The sequence below is a fragment of the Clostridia bacterium genome, assembly GCA_026414765.1.
GTDB lineage: Bacteria > Bacillota > Clostridia > Acetivibrionales > DSM-27016 > SKW86.
The window spans coordinates 72,762-90,282 of sequence record JAOAIJ010000029.1 but is presented as its reverse complement, the minus strand read 5'-3'; the positions used below and the strand labels follow the sequence as shown (position 1 = coordinate 90,282).

The following is a 17,521-nucleotide window of genomic DNA, read 5'->3' as shown; positions in this document are numbered from 1 at the left end:
TCAACACACCTCCCTAAGGGTACAGGCTACTTTTTCTTTTACTTCAGCTATATCTTCAGACTGCTTAAGTACTATTGCCTTATGCTTATATTGAACATTTAGCGCATTGTTTTCCACCAATCTTTTATAACTTGATTCCTCATCCTTAGAATTCCCTGCGTATACACCTATGCCAAGCATAAACTTAGTTCCATAACGTGCAGGATGGAGAAGATGACCGTATTTTACCGTGTATGTGGGAAGGCATAAATGCATCAGCTTATCTGCAGCTTTCTTCAAGTTGGACGAATATCCTCCGAACCTGATAGGTGTGAGCATTATAAGTACACTACATTTTGCTATTTCCCTCAGTATGTCATGCATGTCGTCCTTTACTATACATTTACCGGGCGATTTAAAGCTACAGGCACCGCAAGACCTGCATTGTAAAATTTCCATATTCTCAAGTTTGAAGTGCAACGGCTCTATCCCTCTATCTCTGATTGTTTCAACAAGTGCCTCTGATATATAATTTTCGCTTTCCATAGCATCAAGTATTACTATTGACATTATAGCCCTCCTGATTTTACTTGCTCAATGCATTTTCAATTGCCTTCAAATAAGCCTTGCTGGTAACTGTAGCACCTGAGACTACATCTATATCCGTATTTTGCTTTTCTAAAACTCTTTCCATTATCAGCTTTGTCCATTCTGGCTTATTGAAAGTAACATCCTTCTCTATATCAATTTTAGTTATCTTATGATCTTTTACCGTTACATTCACCTTGTTGGTAAACCTTCCGGCTTTGTATTCTCCGATGTATGTGCCATCTTCAACGGCTGACATATCTACAACCCTCACATCAATCCTGCTTCCCGAATCAAGACCCCGTGTCAGGTAAAATACACCTCCTGCAATAATAAGGATAAAAGCAATAATAGCCGATAGAACAATTTTTATGAATATTTTCATTTTTAACACCCCTTCATTTTCTTTCTTCTCCTATTTTTTGCAAACTCTTATACAGCTTTCTCAGGTACTCATCCATTGCGTTTATGTCTTCACTACTGAAGTCCTTAAAAAGTTCAGTAAGAAAATGCCTGATTTCAATCTGTCGCTTTTCCCAGAATAGACAACTTTTTTCCGTTAACACCAAACAGGTTGCTCTTTGATCAACTTTATCCTTTTCTATCTTTAAAAAACCCTGTTTATGAAGCCTTAACGCAAGCTGCTTTACATTCTGATGAGAAGTCCCCATAATTTCCGCCACTTCACTGAGAGTCGGGGGAATATCTCCATACTGTGCAACTGCTAAAGTCAGGAGCCATTGTCTTATGGTCATCTCACCATCAAGAGCCCGGTCCCCTATTATCCGGAGCTTGTTTGTCATTAATAGCAATCTGGCCAAAGTGTCCTTTCCATTCTCTAAAGCTTCAGTATTTCTCATAGAATCTTCCTTTAACTTATGCTCACCTATGTAACATATTACGTATTTAAATAGATTTTTTATGCCTCGCTCATTAGTTTTGCAAATTTGTTGATACTGCTTTCATCGAGCATTGATACATCTTTTTTAGTATCTATTCCTGTAAGGCTTGCATCATCCTTGGCTATAGTCTTTGAAACCATTTTTGTTATGATTCTTTCTGCAAAATTCATATTGCTGAACCGCATCTCTCCTCCAAAGCATTCTTTTGCTGAAGCAATATCTAAAAGCTCCTTGGGAAACGCGCTATTTAACTGAGCATCAGCATTGTTTTTGAACATACAGCATATATACAGCCCAAGCTTTTTATCCCTCAGCTCATTTATATTCTGCGTACAGAATGTACTTATTTCCTTTTGTATCCTTCCCATATAAATTGAGCCTCCGATAACCACTCTGCCGTATTTAGTTAAGTCCAAAACACTTCCAGCTTTGATATCATGGATATCGACTTTCCCCTCCAGTTTTTTTGAAAGCAGAGCAGCACACTTTTCTGCTGTACCATGCTTTGTAGCGTAAATTATTAATGTATCCATACCATTTTCCTCCTTAAACTGATCTATAGTGCTAGATTGATAATTCTCCGGACAGAACATAAACTTGCAGTATCCAATCCTATGAACAGGACTTACTTAGTTACAAAGCATCAAGTTAATGATTTTTCTAAATGCTGAATTTTATCAAACAGCTTTTTAAAACTATTGCACATAACATTAATCTCATCTTCATTTAAATCCTTAAAAAGGTTTGATACAAACATATAATCCTGGTGCTTACGCTCTTCCCAGAATACTCTGCTTTTCTCTGTCATTACAAGCCTGAGTGCCCGTGCATCCTGCTCGTCCTTTTCAATTTTCAGGAATCCTTTTTCCTCTAGTTTTAAAGCTAACTGCTTCACATTTTGCCGGGAGCTTCCCATAAGTGCGGATACTTCGCTGAGAGTCGGGGGATTTTCCCCGAACTGTGAAATCATTATCGTCAAAAACCACTGCTTTGTAGAAATGTCGTCCTTCCCCAGATAGTGGTCTCCTATAACCTGAAGTTTATTTGCTATGAGAAACAAACTTCCAAATATGTATTTTTGTTTTTCTAAAATATCCATATCTATGCCCCTATAACTTCCTGCCTAATAATACGTAATATATTACTTATATAAGTAATATATTACGTATTATGTTTTATGTCAAGTGTTTCCTCAAATAAAATTGAGGAAATATACCAAAGCTCATATTGCCTTCACTATATGAGCTTTGTAAAGAATTATTGTTTTTTATCAGATTGTAAAGAAATTAATGCATTCCACCGCTTAGATTAAGGATGACCACCCCTGTAATTATTAAGGAGATGGCAGTTATTTTTGCAAGACTTACCTGATCTTTAAAAGCAATAAAACCAATAATAGAAATTGCTGCCGTGCCAAGGCCGGACCAAATCGCATAAGCAGTACCCACATTAAATTTCTTTAAAGCCATAGTCAACGAAGAGAGACTTAGTATGTAGAAGAGTCCCATTAAGACTGAAGGTAAAGGTTTTGTAAATCCATGTGAGTACTTCATAGATGTAGTTCCCAATACCTCAAACCCGATAGCCAGTACTAAAAATAACCAGTGCAACAAATCATCTCCTATTATATATTAATGATTGCAACTATCTAAACCAGAAATTTATCTATAATATTTTAGCATATATAGATGATAAATAAAATAATTCCGTTATTAATCCATTCTTTAATATATACATTTCAGCTAATGAAGTATGGCTGCAGCACTTGATAAAGCAGAGTAATCAGCGTTTTAGCTATAAAATGTTTTGTCAGCTTCTCTGATAGGCTGATAAATATCCAATTCACAATAATTATCACTCGATAAACTCGTATCAACATATTCAAATCCAAATTGGTCAGCTGACTTAAACCCAGAGTTTTTTATCCACCTGCGATATAAATGAACCAGTAATCTACCTACTTGCCTTCCTTTTATTTTATCCGGGTGAAAAAATCCCACAAACCGAAACACAACATACTTATGAGCGGGTATTGCGATACCTGTCATACCTTCAGGTATTACATTCAAGTCAGATACCTGTACTGAAGGCACATAATATACATAGCCGTCGTTATATCCCTTCCAGTTCGTATATCCTATGTATACCTCTGTATTTATTGCATTATTAACTCTTATTTTGTCATTATAAAAAAAATTATGTCCAAGGGTGCTGGCAATATTATCACCGGATCTACTTAAAATTTTATGCTTTACACCAACTATATTAAATTTTTGTTTGAAAACATAAAAGGGCTTGTATGTGACCGAGTTATTAATAGTTATTATATCATTGACATTAATTTTCTCCTTTATTCCCATAGAAATCTGGTCACACCTTACTCTTTGAGGCGTATATCCGAACTTCTTTCTGAAAGCTCTGATATATGATTGTTCATGATCAAATCCATATTCCATAGCTATATCGATAATTCGCATTCTAGTCCCAATAAGCTCATTAATACTGGAAGACAACTTGCGGGACTGCACATAATCCATTAATGACTCGCCCGTAAGAGATTTAAACATCCTATGCAAGTAATACTTTGAAACTCCTGAATATTCAGAGATATCGTCCAAGGATATCTTATTGTTTATACTACTCTCTATATAGTTTATACACCTCTCTAAAGCCTCTTTTGTATTTATCACACGCCATCACCTTCCAGTCCAAAAAGCAATATCTGTTCATTCTCATAAAATTATAGATGGTATTCTTACAAATGTAAATATTTTCAACCTGATTTGCATTGATAGGAGGTTTTATGCATGAAAAGACGTGTTGTTATTACAGGATTAGGAGCAGTAACATCACTCGGTATGGGCGCAGATATGTTTTGGGGATCGGTAAAAGCCGGAGAATGTGGAATAAAAACAATAGAGCGAATTGATGTATCCGACTTGCCAACAAAAGTTGGAGCAGAAATAAAAGACTTTACTCCCAATGATTTTATTGAAAAAAAAGAAATCAAGAGAATGGACAGATATACACAGTATGCCATGGCTGCAGCCCAAATGGCTGTTGAGTATTCAAAACTGAATATTGAGAAAGTAAACAGGGATCGCCTGGGAGTTATTATCGGTTCTGGTATAGGTGGTATTGAAACTATGGAAAATCAATACAGGGTTTTGATTGAAAAAGGACCTGACAGGATCAGTGCTCTCCTTGTTCCGATGATGATTGCCAATATGGCATCCGGTGTTGTTGCCATAAAGTATGGTGCCAGAGGGTATAACGAATGTATTGTAACTGCTTGTGCTTCATCCTCAAATTCAATTGGAGAATCTTTCAGAATAATTCAGAGAAATGATGCAGACATAATGATTACAGGCGGTGCAGAAGCTGCCATAACAAAATTAACTTTCGCAGGCTTTTGTGCAAATAAGACAATGTCAAAAAAAGAAGATCCACATGATGCCAGTAAGCCCTTTGACCTTGAAAGAGATGGTTTTGTCATGGGAGAGGGGGCAGGTATTCTTGTGCTTGAAGAGCTTGAATATGCTCTAAAAAGAGGTGCTGATATTATTGCTGAAATTGTAGGATATGGATGCACAAATGATGCTTACCACATAACCGCACCCGCTGAAGGTGGCGAAGGTGGTGCCAGATGTATGAAGCTTGCTATAGAAGATGCGGGAATCAGTCCTGTCGATATTGGATATATCAACGCCCACGGTACATCTACGGAACTAAATGATAAAAATGAAACAACAGCAATAAAAACCGTGTTTAAGGAACATGCATTTAAGCTGCCAGTTAGTTCTACAAAATCGATGACAGGCCATTTATTGGGTGCTGCCGGAGCGATAGAAGCTCTGATTACAGCTTTAGCACTGAAGGAGGGCTTTATTCCTCCTACGATAAATTACAAAACACCTGACCCGGAGTGTAACCTTAATTATGTACCTAACAATGGCATATCTGCAAATATCAATTATGCATTAACAAATTCATTCGGTTTCGGTGGTCATAACGCAACACTTGTTCTAAAAGCTTATGATAAGTAGGTCCATATTTGTTAATCCGGCAAGCTTTACATTTAGTATTCTGCTAAGCAAAAAAGACACCTTTTGGTGTCTTTTTACAAGCAATAATAAATAGGAAATGAGCGTATCCTAAATAGTTAAATATCCTTGATGAAAAGAATTCAGGCAGAAGCTTAACAAAATTTCCTGAAAAGCCTTCATACATTGCCTTAAAATAAGCTTGCACGGGGCAAAGAATAACATAGTCATAATTAGCAAATCTACATAGAATGATCCCTCTTTTTCCATTCAGACTCCTTTTAATAAAAGATTTCGATATGCTGATTCTATCATGTGCATTGTTACAGTAGCAATTACTAAATCGTCAATTACTTCAAAATGAGCTGCGGCTTTTTCAGTTTCTGACAAAGTTTGTACACTCTCTTGACAACCATAAAATAAGGATGCTACTATAGTACTATCGACAGGCAGTCGGTCTATTGCAAGGAGATGTAAACATGAGAATAGTAAAAGAAGCTGAAGAACGCAGAAACGAAATACTTGACGCAGCGGATGCACTTTTCGGTCAGAAGGGCTTTGACGGCACAAGTACAAACGATATTCTGGAGAAAGTCGGAATAGCGCGGGGAACGCTATACTATCACTTCAAGTCTAAGGAGGATATTATGGACGCACTAATTGAACGCTATAATGTCCGTCTTTTAGGCGCGGCGCAGGAAGCCGCCGCAGATAAGAGCATACCCGTAAAGGAGCGTATTATACGTACTGTAATGGCACTGAACATGAGAGGCGGAAGCAGCGATGAAATTCTGGAGCATATTCACAAGCCTCAGAACGCACTTATGCATCAGAAAATACAAAAGGTCATAATCAACGGCGTTACGCCGATACTGACAGGAATAATCCGTGAAGGCATAGAGCAGGGGCTGTTCAGCACACCATTCCCATATGAATGCATGGAAATAGTTGTGACATATGCGAATACAATTTTTGATGGTGACATGGTTGAGTTGACAGATGAAGAGCGCGCTTCACGCATACAAGCATTTATTTTCAACTTAGAAAGGATGCTAGGGGCAGAATGCGGTAGTTTTATGTATGTTATGCAGATGTTTGGTAGTAAAGACGGAGGCAGCAATGAATAATTCAGAAAAATCTTTCAGAAAATTTCTTCTTCTGTGGTCAGGAGAGATTATTTCGGCCATAGGAAGGGGACTTACTTCCTTCGGACTTGGGGTCTATGTATTTCAGCAGACGGGAAAAGCATCAGCATCGGTACGGGCAGTGGCAGAGGAACGGGATTTCTCATTATTATCTCTGGTACGATGTTATGTGCTACCTCAGTAATTCTATAAAGCCTGAAATCCGTTAAGAAGCTTGAAAACAGAGGTGATTTATGTATTATAGAATAATCCGCAATGACATTTCAAAAAGCAAACTTATAACACTGACAACAATGATATTTGTCTCTGCCGCGGCTATGCTTGTTTCGCTTGCCGCTATACTCGTCGTAAATCTTTCAGGTGCGATAGATACACTTATGACGAGGGCGGAAACCCCTCATTTCATGCAGATGCATTCAGGTGAGATCAATACTGCGCGACTTACAGCTTTTGCAGAGCAGAATCATAATGTCGATGAATTTCAGGTCCTTGAATTTCTCAATGTTGACGGCGCACAGATTGTAATAGACGGAAACTCGCTTGAAGACAATATTCAGGACAACGGCTTCTGCACACAGAGCGAAAAATTTGATTATCTTCTTGACCTTAACGGAAACGTCATAAATGTGTCCGCTGGTGAGATTTATGTTCCGATATACTATATGAAAGACGGCATCGCAAAAATCGGTGACAAGGCTGTGATATACGGAAAAAAATTTACCGTTGCTGGGTTTCTCCGCGATTCACAGATGAATTCCTTACTCGCTTCATCAAAGAGGTTTCTTGTAAGCAAAAGTGATTATGCCGAACTAAAGGATTTCGGAATCATGGAATATCTGATTGAGTTCAGATTAAAGGATTTGTCGGCACTGGGCGCATTTGAAGCAGCTTACACCTCCGCGGGACTTGAAGCAAACGGCCCAGCACTTACCTATCCGCTTTTCAAAGCGATTAACGCAATTTCCGATGGGCTGATGATAGCAGTTTTAATTCTCGTAAGCGTGCTTGTAGTCGCAATCGCATTTATGTGCATTCGCTTTACACTGCTTGCCAAAGTCGAAGACGACTACCGCGAAATAGGCGTTATGAAAGCAATTGGGCTACGCGTTTCCTACATAAAGAAAATATATCTTGCGAAATACGCGGCGGTTGCTGCATCAGGGTGTATTCTCGGATTTGTGCTTTCCTTTGTGTTCAGAGGTGCGCTTCTTGAGAACATACGGCTCTACATGGGGGAAAGTGGAAGCCCTTCTTCTGCCTTGCTTTTCGGAATAATCGGCGTACTGCTTGTTTTCCTTGCAATTATTGCCTATATAAGCAGAGTGCTGGAACGCTTCCGGAAAATATACGCTTCCGAAGCGATACGCTTTGGAACATCTCAGGAAAAGTCTGCAGTCGCAAAGCATTTTTGCCTGAGCAGAAACAGGCTTCTCAATATAAATATTTTTCTCGGCGTCAAAGATGTTCTCGCAAGAAAAAGACTTTACACCACAATGTTTGTAGTGCTTGTAATCTCGGTGTTTATCATTATCGTTCCGCAGAACATGTACAATACTATTTCCTCAAAAAGCTTTATCAACTATATGGGTATAGGAAGCACAGATATTCGCATTGACATTCAGCAGACCGGAAACATCTCTGAAAAAGCAGCAGAAATTGTGTTGGCGATGAAGAGTGACAGGTCCATATCCAAATATTCCGTCCTTAGGACCAAAACATTCAAAGCAAAAACGGAAGACGGCTCAGAGGAACATATAAAAATTGAGCTGGGCGACCATTCGATATTTCCTGTAAAATATTCTAAAGGAAGAGCGCCTAATACGGAAGGCGAGATTGCACTTTCAGCGATAAACGCCGATAATCTGGGCAAAAAGGTCGGCGATGGCATTACGCTTGTGTATGAGGGAAAGGATATAAATCTCACTGTATGCGGAATTTATTCCGACATTACCAACGGCGGTAAAACAGCAAAGGCAGTTTTCACCGACAATTCGGCGGACATTATGTGGTGCATTATCTACATGGAGCTTTCGGATAAATCTCTTGTAGACAGAAAAGTTTCAGAATATGCGGACAAGTTTGGTTTTGCAAAAATTTCTGACATTGATGGATATATTGCACAGACTTTCGGCCCGACGATAACCTCTGTTGGAAAGGCCTCACATGCTGCAATTTCCATCGCGTTTATTATAACGGTACTGGTTACAATGTTGTTTATGAAAATGCTTGTGGCAAAGGACAGATACTCAATTGCCGTAATGAAAGCATCCGGTTATACAAGCTCGGATATTAAGGTTCAGTACGTTTCGCGTCCGTTATTCGTACTGGTCGCTGGTATTGTTCTCGGCACACTTCTGGCAAACACTCTTGGAGAGGTACTAGCAGGCAAGGTTATCTCCTCATTTGGAGCGTTGTCATTTAAGTTTGCTGTCAACCCGCTTTCTGCGTACCTGCTTAGTCCGCTGCTGATGATATGTTCGGTATTAATCGCAACAATTATAGGCACCTCGGGCGTAGGACAAATAAAAATATCCGAAAATATAAAGGAGTAACTTATGAATAAGATCATTATCGGTGAAAACATAGTAAAGTCTTTCGGAGATGGCAATGAAAAGCACAATGTTCTCGATAAAGTGTCCGTTGAAATAGACGAGGGTGAGTTTGTTTCAGTTATGGGGCCTTCGGGTTCGGGAAAATCGACACTGATGTTTGCACTGAGCGGAATGGATGGCATTGACGGCGGAAAGATTACTTTTAACGGCAGAAGTTTATCGTCACTCAGGGAAAATGAACTTGCCGACATACGCAGAACAAAAATGGGGTTTGTTTTTCAGCACCCAACATTACTAAAAAATCTAAATATCCTCGATAACATCATTCTTCCATCAATGCGCGGCAACAGAAAAGACGTCGCGAAAATTACTGAAAAAGCAAGAATTCTTATGAAAAGGGTGGGCATTGCTGAGCTGGAAAAGCGTAATATTACACAGGTTTCGGGGGGACAGCTTCAGCGTGCGGGAATATGCCGCGCACTTATGAGCAATCCAAAAATTGTTTTTGGTGACGAACCGACTGGCGCGCTTAACTCAAAATCCGCTCAGGAGATTATGGACATATTTTCTGAAATCAACGCAGATGGTACTGCAGTTGTGCTTGTAACTCACGACACTAAAGTTGCGGCACAGACGGAGCGTATTATGTTTATGCGTGACGGAAAAATCGTGAGCGAACTGAAGCTTCCGAAGTTTGACGGAACGGATATCGATGGCAGAGTGGAAGAGGTAACGATGAAAATGCGGGAAATAGGAGTATAACTTTCAAAGTGCCTACTTGAATGAATCAGCCCAGAAGCATTGTTGCAGCTTGCTTATGGGCTGTTTTCGCATTTACTTGTGATACGGTTCTCCGTTGTTTACCAAATACATTACTAATTTTATTCATTAATTATACATAGATTAATTAATTAGTTAATTCTTTGATATCGACATTTGGATTTCTATACCTTTTCCTGTTAACAGTCTTATTACCCCACTGAATAGCTTCTTTCGGGCAAAATTGAATACATGCCGTGCATCTTTCACAGTTATGCCTCCATATAGGTTCTGTTTTGAACTCAATATTTTTAACAGAACAAATTTTTTCACACAATCTGCATCCATTACAATTTTCATTAACCCAAAATTTCGTATCTCTTATATTGATGGTATCCATTATTTTATCCGTAATGGCAGTAAAAGCCTTATCAACGATTGTATCAATTATTAATCTGCTTATTTCACATTTACTATTTCTTTTTTCTCTGACCATATCTGAGATTTTCTTAATCTTTTCCTTTTCCCTTTTAAATATCCAGTTTTCCGCTTTCACAGGTTTGGTATTATACTCAAAAACATGATTTTTAGGCATATGAACTAAAAATCCTGCATTAAGCGATATTCCATTAATCCCCAATATTCTCTCCAACTTTTTTAAAACTGTTGCAGGTGCTCCACCATAAGTTGCCACAGCAAAAACATATACACCCTTGCTGAGCTCCAATTTCTTTATTGTTTTTTCTACAACCAGCGGTAGACGGGCATAATATACTGGAAATACTATTCCAAGAACCCCCGTTTTAACTACAATCTTTTCTTCATTCTCTAATACTGTTATTTTAAGTAAGTCAAAACCCCCAATGCTATTACCTATATCTTTTGCTACTTGCAGACTATTACCTGTTCCCGAAAAGTATAGTATTGTGTTATTTTCTATTACCATAAGAACCTCCCTTTTCATACCTCAAATCTCTATTGTTAAAGCAGAGGCAAAATATTGGTTGCTAATGGTATAATAAACCATGTACTATACTACACAGTCAAGTATTGTCTTCAAAACGTCCTTCAAAAAAACTTTCCAAATCCCCGAAACATTCTTTTTTTTGTGATATTATGCTATAGTTTACTTTTTGAAGTAGTTTCTTGGTTTTTTCCAACTCAGATACTTTGTTTTCGATTTCATTTATCTTGTTATTCACAATTGATATTATGTGTCTAGCATCTCCACCTATTATTTCGTTGTATATCGTTGTTATTAGAGTCTTTATTTCCTTTAAAGTGAACCCAAATTTTTTAGTAATTTGAATAAACCAGATTATATTAATATCTTCTTCTGAATAAACTCTATATCCGTTACTTGCTTTTTGAGGTTGGGAAAGTAAGCCAATCTTTTCATAATATCTTATAGTTTCTTTGTTTATATTTAACTTTTTTATTACTTCTCCTATACTATAAACTTTTTCCATTTAATGCTCTTCCTTTATCTTAATACCAAATTGAATAGTTATATTGACTTGTTTGAATCTGCCATACAAAGCTCTGTTATGGTAAAGTTATGATGAAGAGTATACTTTCACTCATTTATGATAAGTCTCACCATAACAGCGACAAGTGCGAATGGTTTTATTTTTATTGCATTACAGCTTTGGCCATCTACTATAGGAAATTAGTGACTTTACTGCAATTATCATTTTATATCAAGTACTTCGATGGAATTAAAGGGTTCTGCTAATAAATCTGTACCCCCAATTACATAGAGTTTTCCATTTAAAGCCACAGCCTTATGAAATCCTCTGCATTCATCCATACTTTTAAGGGTTTCCCATTGCTTGGAAACCATATCGTATTGTTCTACGAGACTTGTTTGTCCACTAATTTGATAACCTCCGGTTATGTAGATTTTTCTGTTTATAACTGAAATGGCAATATCACTTCTTGGTATTTCCATATCAGCAAGATGGGTCCATATATCCTTTTCAGGGTTATACTCCTCTATATCAGATATTTCTTTATTACCCTCTGGATTGCTTCCGCCTACTGTATAAATAAGGTTGCCTGTCGATACTATCCCATAGCAGCGCTTTGATGACTTCATTTTAGCTTTTTCCGTCCAAATGTCCGATTCAGGATTATACTCAAGCACTTTAAATGCATTACCATCATTCCCGCCAATGACATAAATTTTACCGTTAGCTGCGGCAACTCCACAATTATTTGTAATTGATACGTTATGTTTCCTTTCAATCCATTTATCCGTTTTTGGGTCATATATTTGAACTGTCTTACCAATGATATAAATTAGATCCCCAATTGGAGCTGCACCATAACAGCTGGCAGAAAGCATATTTGCTTTTAGAGTCCATTTATCAGAACCCGGATCATATACTTCTACTGTATTTGTTTCCTCCTGACGATTAATACTACCTCCAAATATATATATTTTATTATCATATACTGCTACACCAGGGTTTACTCTGCCTGTTGACATTGGTGCAACCAAAGACCATGATTTATCCTCATCTTTATTCAATACATCAGAACTTCCATTAGTTTCACTTTCTACATCGTTAGAAGATATTTCTTTTTTCCCAAAACTACATGAGGTCAGATAACATAATAGTGTAAAAATGACAAGAACAAATATTAGTCTTTTTTTCATAAGAAAGCCTCCCATAAATTAATTTAGCACAAGATTTAGCAATAAAAAAATAATGCCCATATTAGTTTTATTTATGAAGACTAATGAACATTTCATGAGCCTATGTATAATGCTTTTTTAAATATTGAACCCATCTTTTCATGAATTCATTTTCATCAAATCCAAAAACCTTTTCGAAATCATAAGGGGCTTTGATCAAATCATTTATGCTTTCATACCCGCATTCCTTAATTATGAATTCTACTATAGTATAAGAAAATTCATAATAATACAATGTGTCACCGCTCAGATCGGTAATATTCGGAATCCTATTATTTCTAACTACCTCACCTATATAATTTTTTAGCCACTCGCTGTCAATCTCTCTTGCCACATATGATTCTATGCCTTCATGTACCCATATTACATTATTGATGGGATTTATATCTTGAATAAAAATATGTGTCAGGTCATGTACTCCTACATTTTGAATATCAACCCTATCCTTGTAAGATGGGGACAGGATATTCATTGTGTGTCCATCACAACTGCTTACAACCTTATAAGATATTTCCGGCATTCCGGTTGCTTCCCTGAAACTGCCCTGATCAGGCCATACTTTTATTAAAAGTTTAAAATCAAGTTTATGTCCGAGGCATTCCGATATTGTTATGTAGTTGCTTTCCAATGATTTAACCAGTTTGTCAATATTATTTTCATCACTTTTGTTATAATAAAATTTGAAATGCTCTGAAGTTTTTAGCAGACTCAGTACTGCGTCGTTAGTATCATGTTCCTTAGTTAGAGTATTTCCCGATGCTAAGTGCCTCTTATCACCACCGGGACTCATATCTCCAACTGCTTCTATCTTAATTGCACCAGTTAGTAAAATAACACTTAATAAAGCAAACAGAGCAGTTGCTATAAATGAAAGATTGTATTTCTTAACCTCAAATGATACAATTGCCACAATCCTTTTTCTCATATGAGCTTTACTTCCTAATATCCCTGTGATAAAGTGATTACTGACATATCCATTAAAAATTTTAACGGCTTTTAGGATAGTTTGTGCATATTTGTCCTGTTCAATATAGTCTGACCGCCAAAGAACATACGCATCACAAGATATTTCTCGGTCCAACCGCATCCTTGCAAAGGCAAACCAAATAATAGGATTAAACCAGTGCAACACTGTGAGAACTCCTGCTATCCAGTTAATAACCAAATCCTTTTGTTTTATATGTCCCAATTCGTGAAGGATAACATGGCGTAATTCTTCTACATCCATTTTTCCTTCCAATTCATCAGGTATAAGCAGTACAGGCCTGAATAAGCCGAACAATGCAGGGCCCTTTAGTCCTTTAACAACTAAAGCCTTTATTTCATAACCGATTTTTAGTGCCATTCTGCTTTCATATAGCAAATTTGCTATATCGCTGCTGACAGAAATTTCATTGGATGCAATGAATTTCCTGAATTTTACATTGGATAAAAGCAAGTACACAGCAAGAACTACTATCCCTACAATCCAAACAAGTGCAACATAATCAAATGGACTGTTTAGTCTATTGAAAAATCCGTCTACAAACTGAAGATTTTCATCTTCCGTCAAGGTACCGACTGGCACTACACCTTTTGAAATCGCTGTTTCTCCTGTAAAAAAAGCCATATTTGAAGGTGAGTTTAGCACAATATATTCTCCAGCAAATCCACGGTTTAAGCCAATTTTATTTTGAAATAATGTAAATAAATTAAATACACTTACTACAGTTTTAGGCGTATACGGCAATAAAAGCTTTAGTGCAGGAAGAATCCAAATCACATAATGCCATCTGGCACCCATTCTGTTCCTCAGCAGTAGCTTGATTAACAATACAATACATATTAGAAAGCTAGCTTCTATAGATAAACGCAAGAAACATTTGAAAATATCTGAAACCAACATTAAATATTACCTTCTTTGAGTTTTCTTTTTTTGAAGTAGTTGCTCAAGTTCCTTTATGTCCTTCTCAGTAAGATTATTTTCTTCAATAAAGTTCGTCAACATGATATTAAGTGCACCATTATACACCTTTTGAAGGAAGGATTTACCTTCAGCCCTGATACTTTGCTCTTCCGTGACTAAAGGAAAGTAGAAATACGTCTTAGCATCTTCCTTATAGCTTATAATCCCTTTTGCTACCAGCCTGCTGAGAAGGGTTCTCACCGTATTCGGCTTCCACGCCGTGCTTTCTTTTAAAGCCTCGTAGACTTGCATCGCCGTATAATAGGGATGTTCCCATAATATCTTCATTACATTCCATTCCGTATCGGAAATCCTGGGTATTTGTTTCAACACAATCACACCTTTTTCTAATAATTCCGGGCATTTTATCTAAAACAAATGTCAACTACACTTGTAGTTAATGTTTATACTACACTTGTAGTTGATGTTTGTCAATATGCTTATATAATTTTTTGATATTGTAAGATTTCATTAAGATTTTGAATATCCTTCTTTAATTTCTTCAAGGTATTATAGAGATAAGATAAAGTGAGAAACCGCGTTTCTGATTCTGTATTAATGAAAGGATGTTTTAAATGTGGCTTAAAAAAATAAGAAAGAAAAAACTTCAATGTTTTCTTATAGGAACCTTATTATTCTTAACCTCTTTAATATTTGCAAGCAGTCTCTCTATGATAACCTCAATTAATGGCTATGTTGATAAATATTATTCTAATGAGGATTTTTACGATTTATTCATATTCAACTCAGCTAGTGTTGCTACCAATAGTATTTTGCAGTGGGGTGAAAGCAATTCACAGGTTAATGATGTTAAAGTCATGGATGCTTTTTCATCAGGAAACAATCTGTATAGGAATGACAAGGACTTGAAGCTTGCATGGTATAACGTTCTTCCACTGGAAGATTTGACAAAGCTTCCCTTTGGAATAAACAAGGTTACTTCCTTAAATAATGATATCCACCCTAATGAGGGAGAAATTTGGCTTACGCAGCTTATGGCAGATAATTTTGACATAAGTATTGGAGATATACTGACCTTTAAGACACAGGACAAAGACGTAAAATTGAAGGTAACTTCTATAATAAATGACTCTTTACAGCCATCTTCCCTGAATAGTATGATTAATTTGTATATTAACAAAAATAATGCTCAGGATTTTTCTTCCTTTATGAAAGCACCATTAGTACTAATTGATACTAAACAAGGTGCAGATGTTTCCAAATTACAAACAGATCTCACAGAAACGGTAAAAGTCGGAGGATACGCTCTCAGTAAAGATGTGTTAGCTCAGTCAGCGACTAGCGTCTCTACAACAATAGGTGGAATTTGCACCTTAGCTTCCTTGCTTGTATTTATTGTCTCAATCCTTCTGATACGTTTCATACTATGGAACAATATTCTAAAGGAGTATAAATCCATCGGTATATATAAAGCCCTCGGTTTTTCAAAGGGCGAAATACTTAAATTCTACATAACCGGATATTCGTTAACTGCTGTCATAGGAAGCGTTCTTGGAGCATTAAGCTGTATTCCTATCTTAAACTACACAACATCAAAGGTTACAAAATACATCGGAAATTTTGATGGAGTAAGTGTTAATTTCACAGCTATTTTGGCTACAGTATTTCTATTTTCACTAGTAGTAATAATTAACTTATATTTTGTAATAAGAAGAACTAATAAGATTTCTCCTGTAACGGCTCTCAGGACAGGTATAACTTCTTCAAAGAAAAAACTTACAAAATCCATCATAAAGAATAATACCTCTCCCATAGCATTAGCAGTAAATGATATCTTTAAGTATAAAAAGTCTTCATTATATATTACCTTGGCCTTAACCTTACCTTTAGCTCTGGTATTACTTTTTGGCAATTTTAATGTAACTACGGTAAAAATGAAGGAGAATTCCAACGTTTGGTTTGGGCTCCCTAAAAGTGGCATTACAATAAGTGCATCAATAACTTCGCCTAATGGAGCTATAAATAAGGCTTTGAGTGAGGTTAAGATGGATAGAAGAGTAAAAAATTATGTTTATGGCTCTATATCCTATACAGGCGTAACACTTAATACCAAAAAATATCCTTTAAAAGGTACTATGAACAGCGTGTTTGTCATGAACTCCTATAATAGTGATTTAGGCTTTACTATCATCGATGGGCATAATCCCGAAAACTATAATGAAGTAGCAGTTTCTATAAACATACTGGAAGATACAGGCCTGTCGGTTGGAGACTATATAGAGTTGTCTATAAACAACAAAAATAATAACTATTTAATTTCAGGCTCTTATAATTCAATGATGAATGAAGGGTATGGCATAAGAATGCTAGACTCTGCAATAAAAAAAGAGTTCCCTGAATTTGTAGGAAGCGAACTGTTCGTAAACTTAAAAGACTCTTCTCAGATAGAAGCCTTTGAGAAAGATATTAACGACAAATTTGACAATTTAGATGCAGACGAAATGCATCCATTGCTTAAATACACAGTTGATTCCATACCGGGTACCTTACTTCCTGTAACATACTTATTGATTATAGTATTTATAGCCTTCAGCTCAATAACTATTTTAAACATTATCATAGTGAATATGAGAGACAATAGAAGAAATTTTGGAATAATGAAGGCTTTAGGTTTTACGTCAGTGGAAATAAGTCTCAGGTATCTGCTCAGGATTTTAATATTAACACTGGTTAGCGGTGCAGTAGCTGTTTTCTTTAACTTAACTGCAGCGAGACCTATGATTGCTGCTGCAGTTTCTAAACTGGATGTGTTGGTAATATCTCCGACTACAATGGCAGCTCTGCTAACAGCCATGATTCTTTTGGTAATATCAATCACACTTGTGTGCTGTAAAAATATAAAAAATACCAAACCTACTGAATTAATAGAAGAATAGGAGTGATTTT

The 17,521-nt window shown here is 36.7% G+C and carries 17 protein-coding genes and 1 pseudogene; 6 read left to right on the top strand and 12 right to left on the bottom strand.

All coding sequences use genetic code 11. The annotated features are described in order from the left end of the window. The 7 genes from N3I35_12370 to N3I35_12340 form a co-directional block, all read right to left on the bottom strand. The gene (locus N3I35_12370) at positions 1–549 is read right to left on the bottom strand and encodes an NAD(P)H-dependent oxidoreductase (GenBank protein MCX8130883.1); all 549 of its coding nucleotides are present in this window, start codon (positions 547–549) and stop codon (positions 1–3) included. Positions 550–565: 16 nt separating this feature from the next. Further along, positions 566–952, bottom strand: coding sequence for an FMN-binding protein (locus N3I35_12365; protein ID MCX8130882.1), 387 nt, complete (start codon positions 950–952; stop codon positions 566–568). A 13-nt stretch (positions 953–965) separates the two neighbouring features. Continuing rightward, complete coding sequence (locus tag N3I35_12360; protein ID MCX8130881.1) at positions 966–1,427, bottom strand: MarR family transcriptional regulator; 462 nt, start codon at positions 1,425–1,427, stop codon at positions 966–968. 59 nt (positions 1,428–1,486) lie between these two features. Beyond that, positions 1,487–2,002, bottom strand: a complete 516-nt coding sequence (locus tag N3I35_12355) for a flavodoxin domain-containing protein (protein MCX8130880.1) — start codon at positions 2,000–2,002, stop codon at positions 1,487–1,489. Positions 2,003–2,112: 110 nt separating this feature from the next. After that, positions 2,113–2,568 carry a MarR family transcriptional regulator gene (locus N3I35_12350; protein ID MCX8130879.1) on the bottom strand — a complete coding sequence of 152 codons (456 nt, stop codon included), beginning with the start codon at positions 2,566–2,568 and terminating at the stop codon, positions 2,113–2,115. 187 nt (positions 2,569–2,755) lie between these two features. Beyond that, positions 2,756–3,079 (bottom strand): multidrug efflux SMR transporter, encoded by a 324-nt coding sequence (locus N3I35_12345; GenBank protein ID MCX8130878.1) that lies wholly within the window; start codon positions 3,077–3,079, stop codon positions 2,756–2,758. A 180-nt stretch (positions 3,080–3,259) separates the two neighbouring features. Beyond that, positions 3,260–4,159: an AraC family transcriptional regulator gene (locus N3I35_12340; protein ID MCX8130877.1), complete on the bottom strand. Its 900-nt coding sequence runs from the start codon at positions 4,157–4,159 to the stop codon at positions 3,260–3,262. A gap of 117 nt (positions 4,160–4,276) precedes the next feature. On the opposite strand from N3I35_12340, the gene fabF reads away from it, so the two are divergent. The 5 genes and pseudogenes from fabF (at position 4,277) to N3I35_12315 (ending at position 9,971) form a co-directional block, all read left to right on the top strand. Continuing rightward, on the top strand, positions 4,277–5,515 hold the full coding sequence (gene fabF, locus N3I35_12335; protein MCX8130876.1) for a beta-ketoacyl-ACP synthase II: 1,239 nt from the start codon (positions 4,277–4,279) through the stop codon (positions 5,513–5,515). Between the two features lie 476 nt (positions 5,516–5,991). After that, on the top strand, positions 5,992–6,639 hold the full coding sequence (locus N3I35_12330) for a TetR/AcrR family transcriptional regulator (GenBank protein MCX8130875.1): 648 nt from the start codon (positions 5,992–5,994) through the stop codon (positions 6,637–6,639). Further along, positions 6,632–6,766, top strand: a pseudogene (locus N3I35_12325) (MFS transporter). Before N3I35_12330 ends, N3I35_12325 begins: the two are co-directional and overlap by 8 nt. Positions 6,767–6,890: 124 nt before the next feature. Further along, on the top strand, positions 6,891–9,209 hold the full coding sequence (locus N3I35_12320) for an ABC transporter permease (protein MCX8130874.1): 2,319 nt from the start codon (positions 6,891–6,893) through the stop codon (positions 9,207–9,209). 3 nt (positions 9,210–9,212) lie between these two features. Next, complete coding sequence (locus N3I35_12315; GenBank protein ID MCX8130873.1) at positions 9,213–9,971, top strand: ABC transporter ATP-binding protein; 759 nt, start codon at positions 9,213–9,215, stop codon at positions 9,969–9,971. A gap of 145 nt (positions 9,972–10,116) precedes the next feature. Here N3I35_12315 and N3I35_12310 read toward each other — a convergent pair whose 3' ends face one another. The 5 genes from N3I35_12310 to N3I35_12290 all read right to left on the bottom strand — a co-directional run bounded on the left by N3I35_12310 (position 10,117) and on the right by N3I35_12290 (position 14,944). Continuing rightward, the gene (locus tag N3I35_12310) at positions 10,117–10,914 is read right to left on the bottom strand and encodes an EFR1 family ferrodoxin (protein ID MCX8130872.1); all 798 of its coding nucleotides are present in this window, start codon (positions 10,912–10,914) and stop codon (positions 10,117–10,119) included. A gap of 97 nt (positions 10,915–11,011) precedes the next feature. Continuing rightward, a complete protein-coding gene (locus tag N3I35_12305; protein MCX8130871.1) occupies positions 11,012–11,437 on the bottom strand; it encodes a MerR family transcriptional regulator in 426 nt (141 codons plus the stop codon). A gap of 221 nt (positions 11,438–11,658) precedes the next feature. Further along, a complete protein-coding gene (locus tag N3I35_12300) occupies positions 11,659–12,630 on the bottom strand; it encodes a hypothetical protein (protein MCX8130870.1) in 972 nt (323 codons plus the stop codon). 100 nt (positions 12,631–12,730) lie between these two features. Beyond that, positions 12,731–14,554, bottom strand: coding sequence for a M48 family metalloprotease (locus N3I35_12295; protein MCX8130869.1), 1,824 nt, complete (start codon positions 14,552–14,554; stop codon positions 12,731–12,733). A 6-nt stretch (positions 14,555–14,560) separates the two neighbouring features. Further along, positions 14,561–14,944, bottom strand: a complete 384-nt coding sequence (locus N3I35_12290; GenBank protein ID MCX8130868.1) for a BlaI/MecI/CopY family transcriptional regulator — start codon at positions 14,942–14,944, stop codon at positions 14,561–14,563. A 245-nt stretch (positions 14,945–15,189) separates the two neighbouring features. Between N3I35_12290 and N3I35_12285 the strand changes: the two genes are divergently transcribed. Then, complete coding sequence (locus tag N3I35_12285; protein MCX8130867.1) at positions 15,190–17,511, top strand: FtsX-like permease family protein; 2,322 nt, start codon at positions 15,190–15,192, stop codon at positions 17,509–17,511. Positions 17,512–17,521 lie beyond the last annotated feature (10 nt).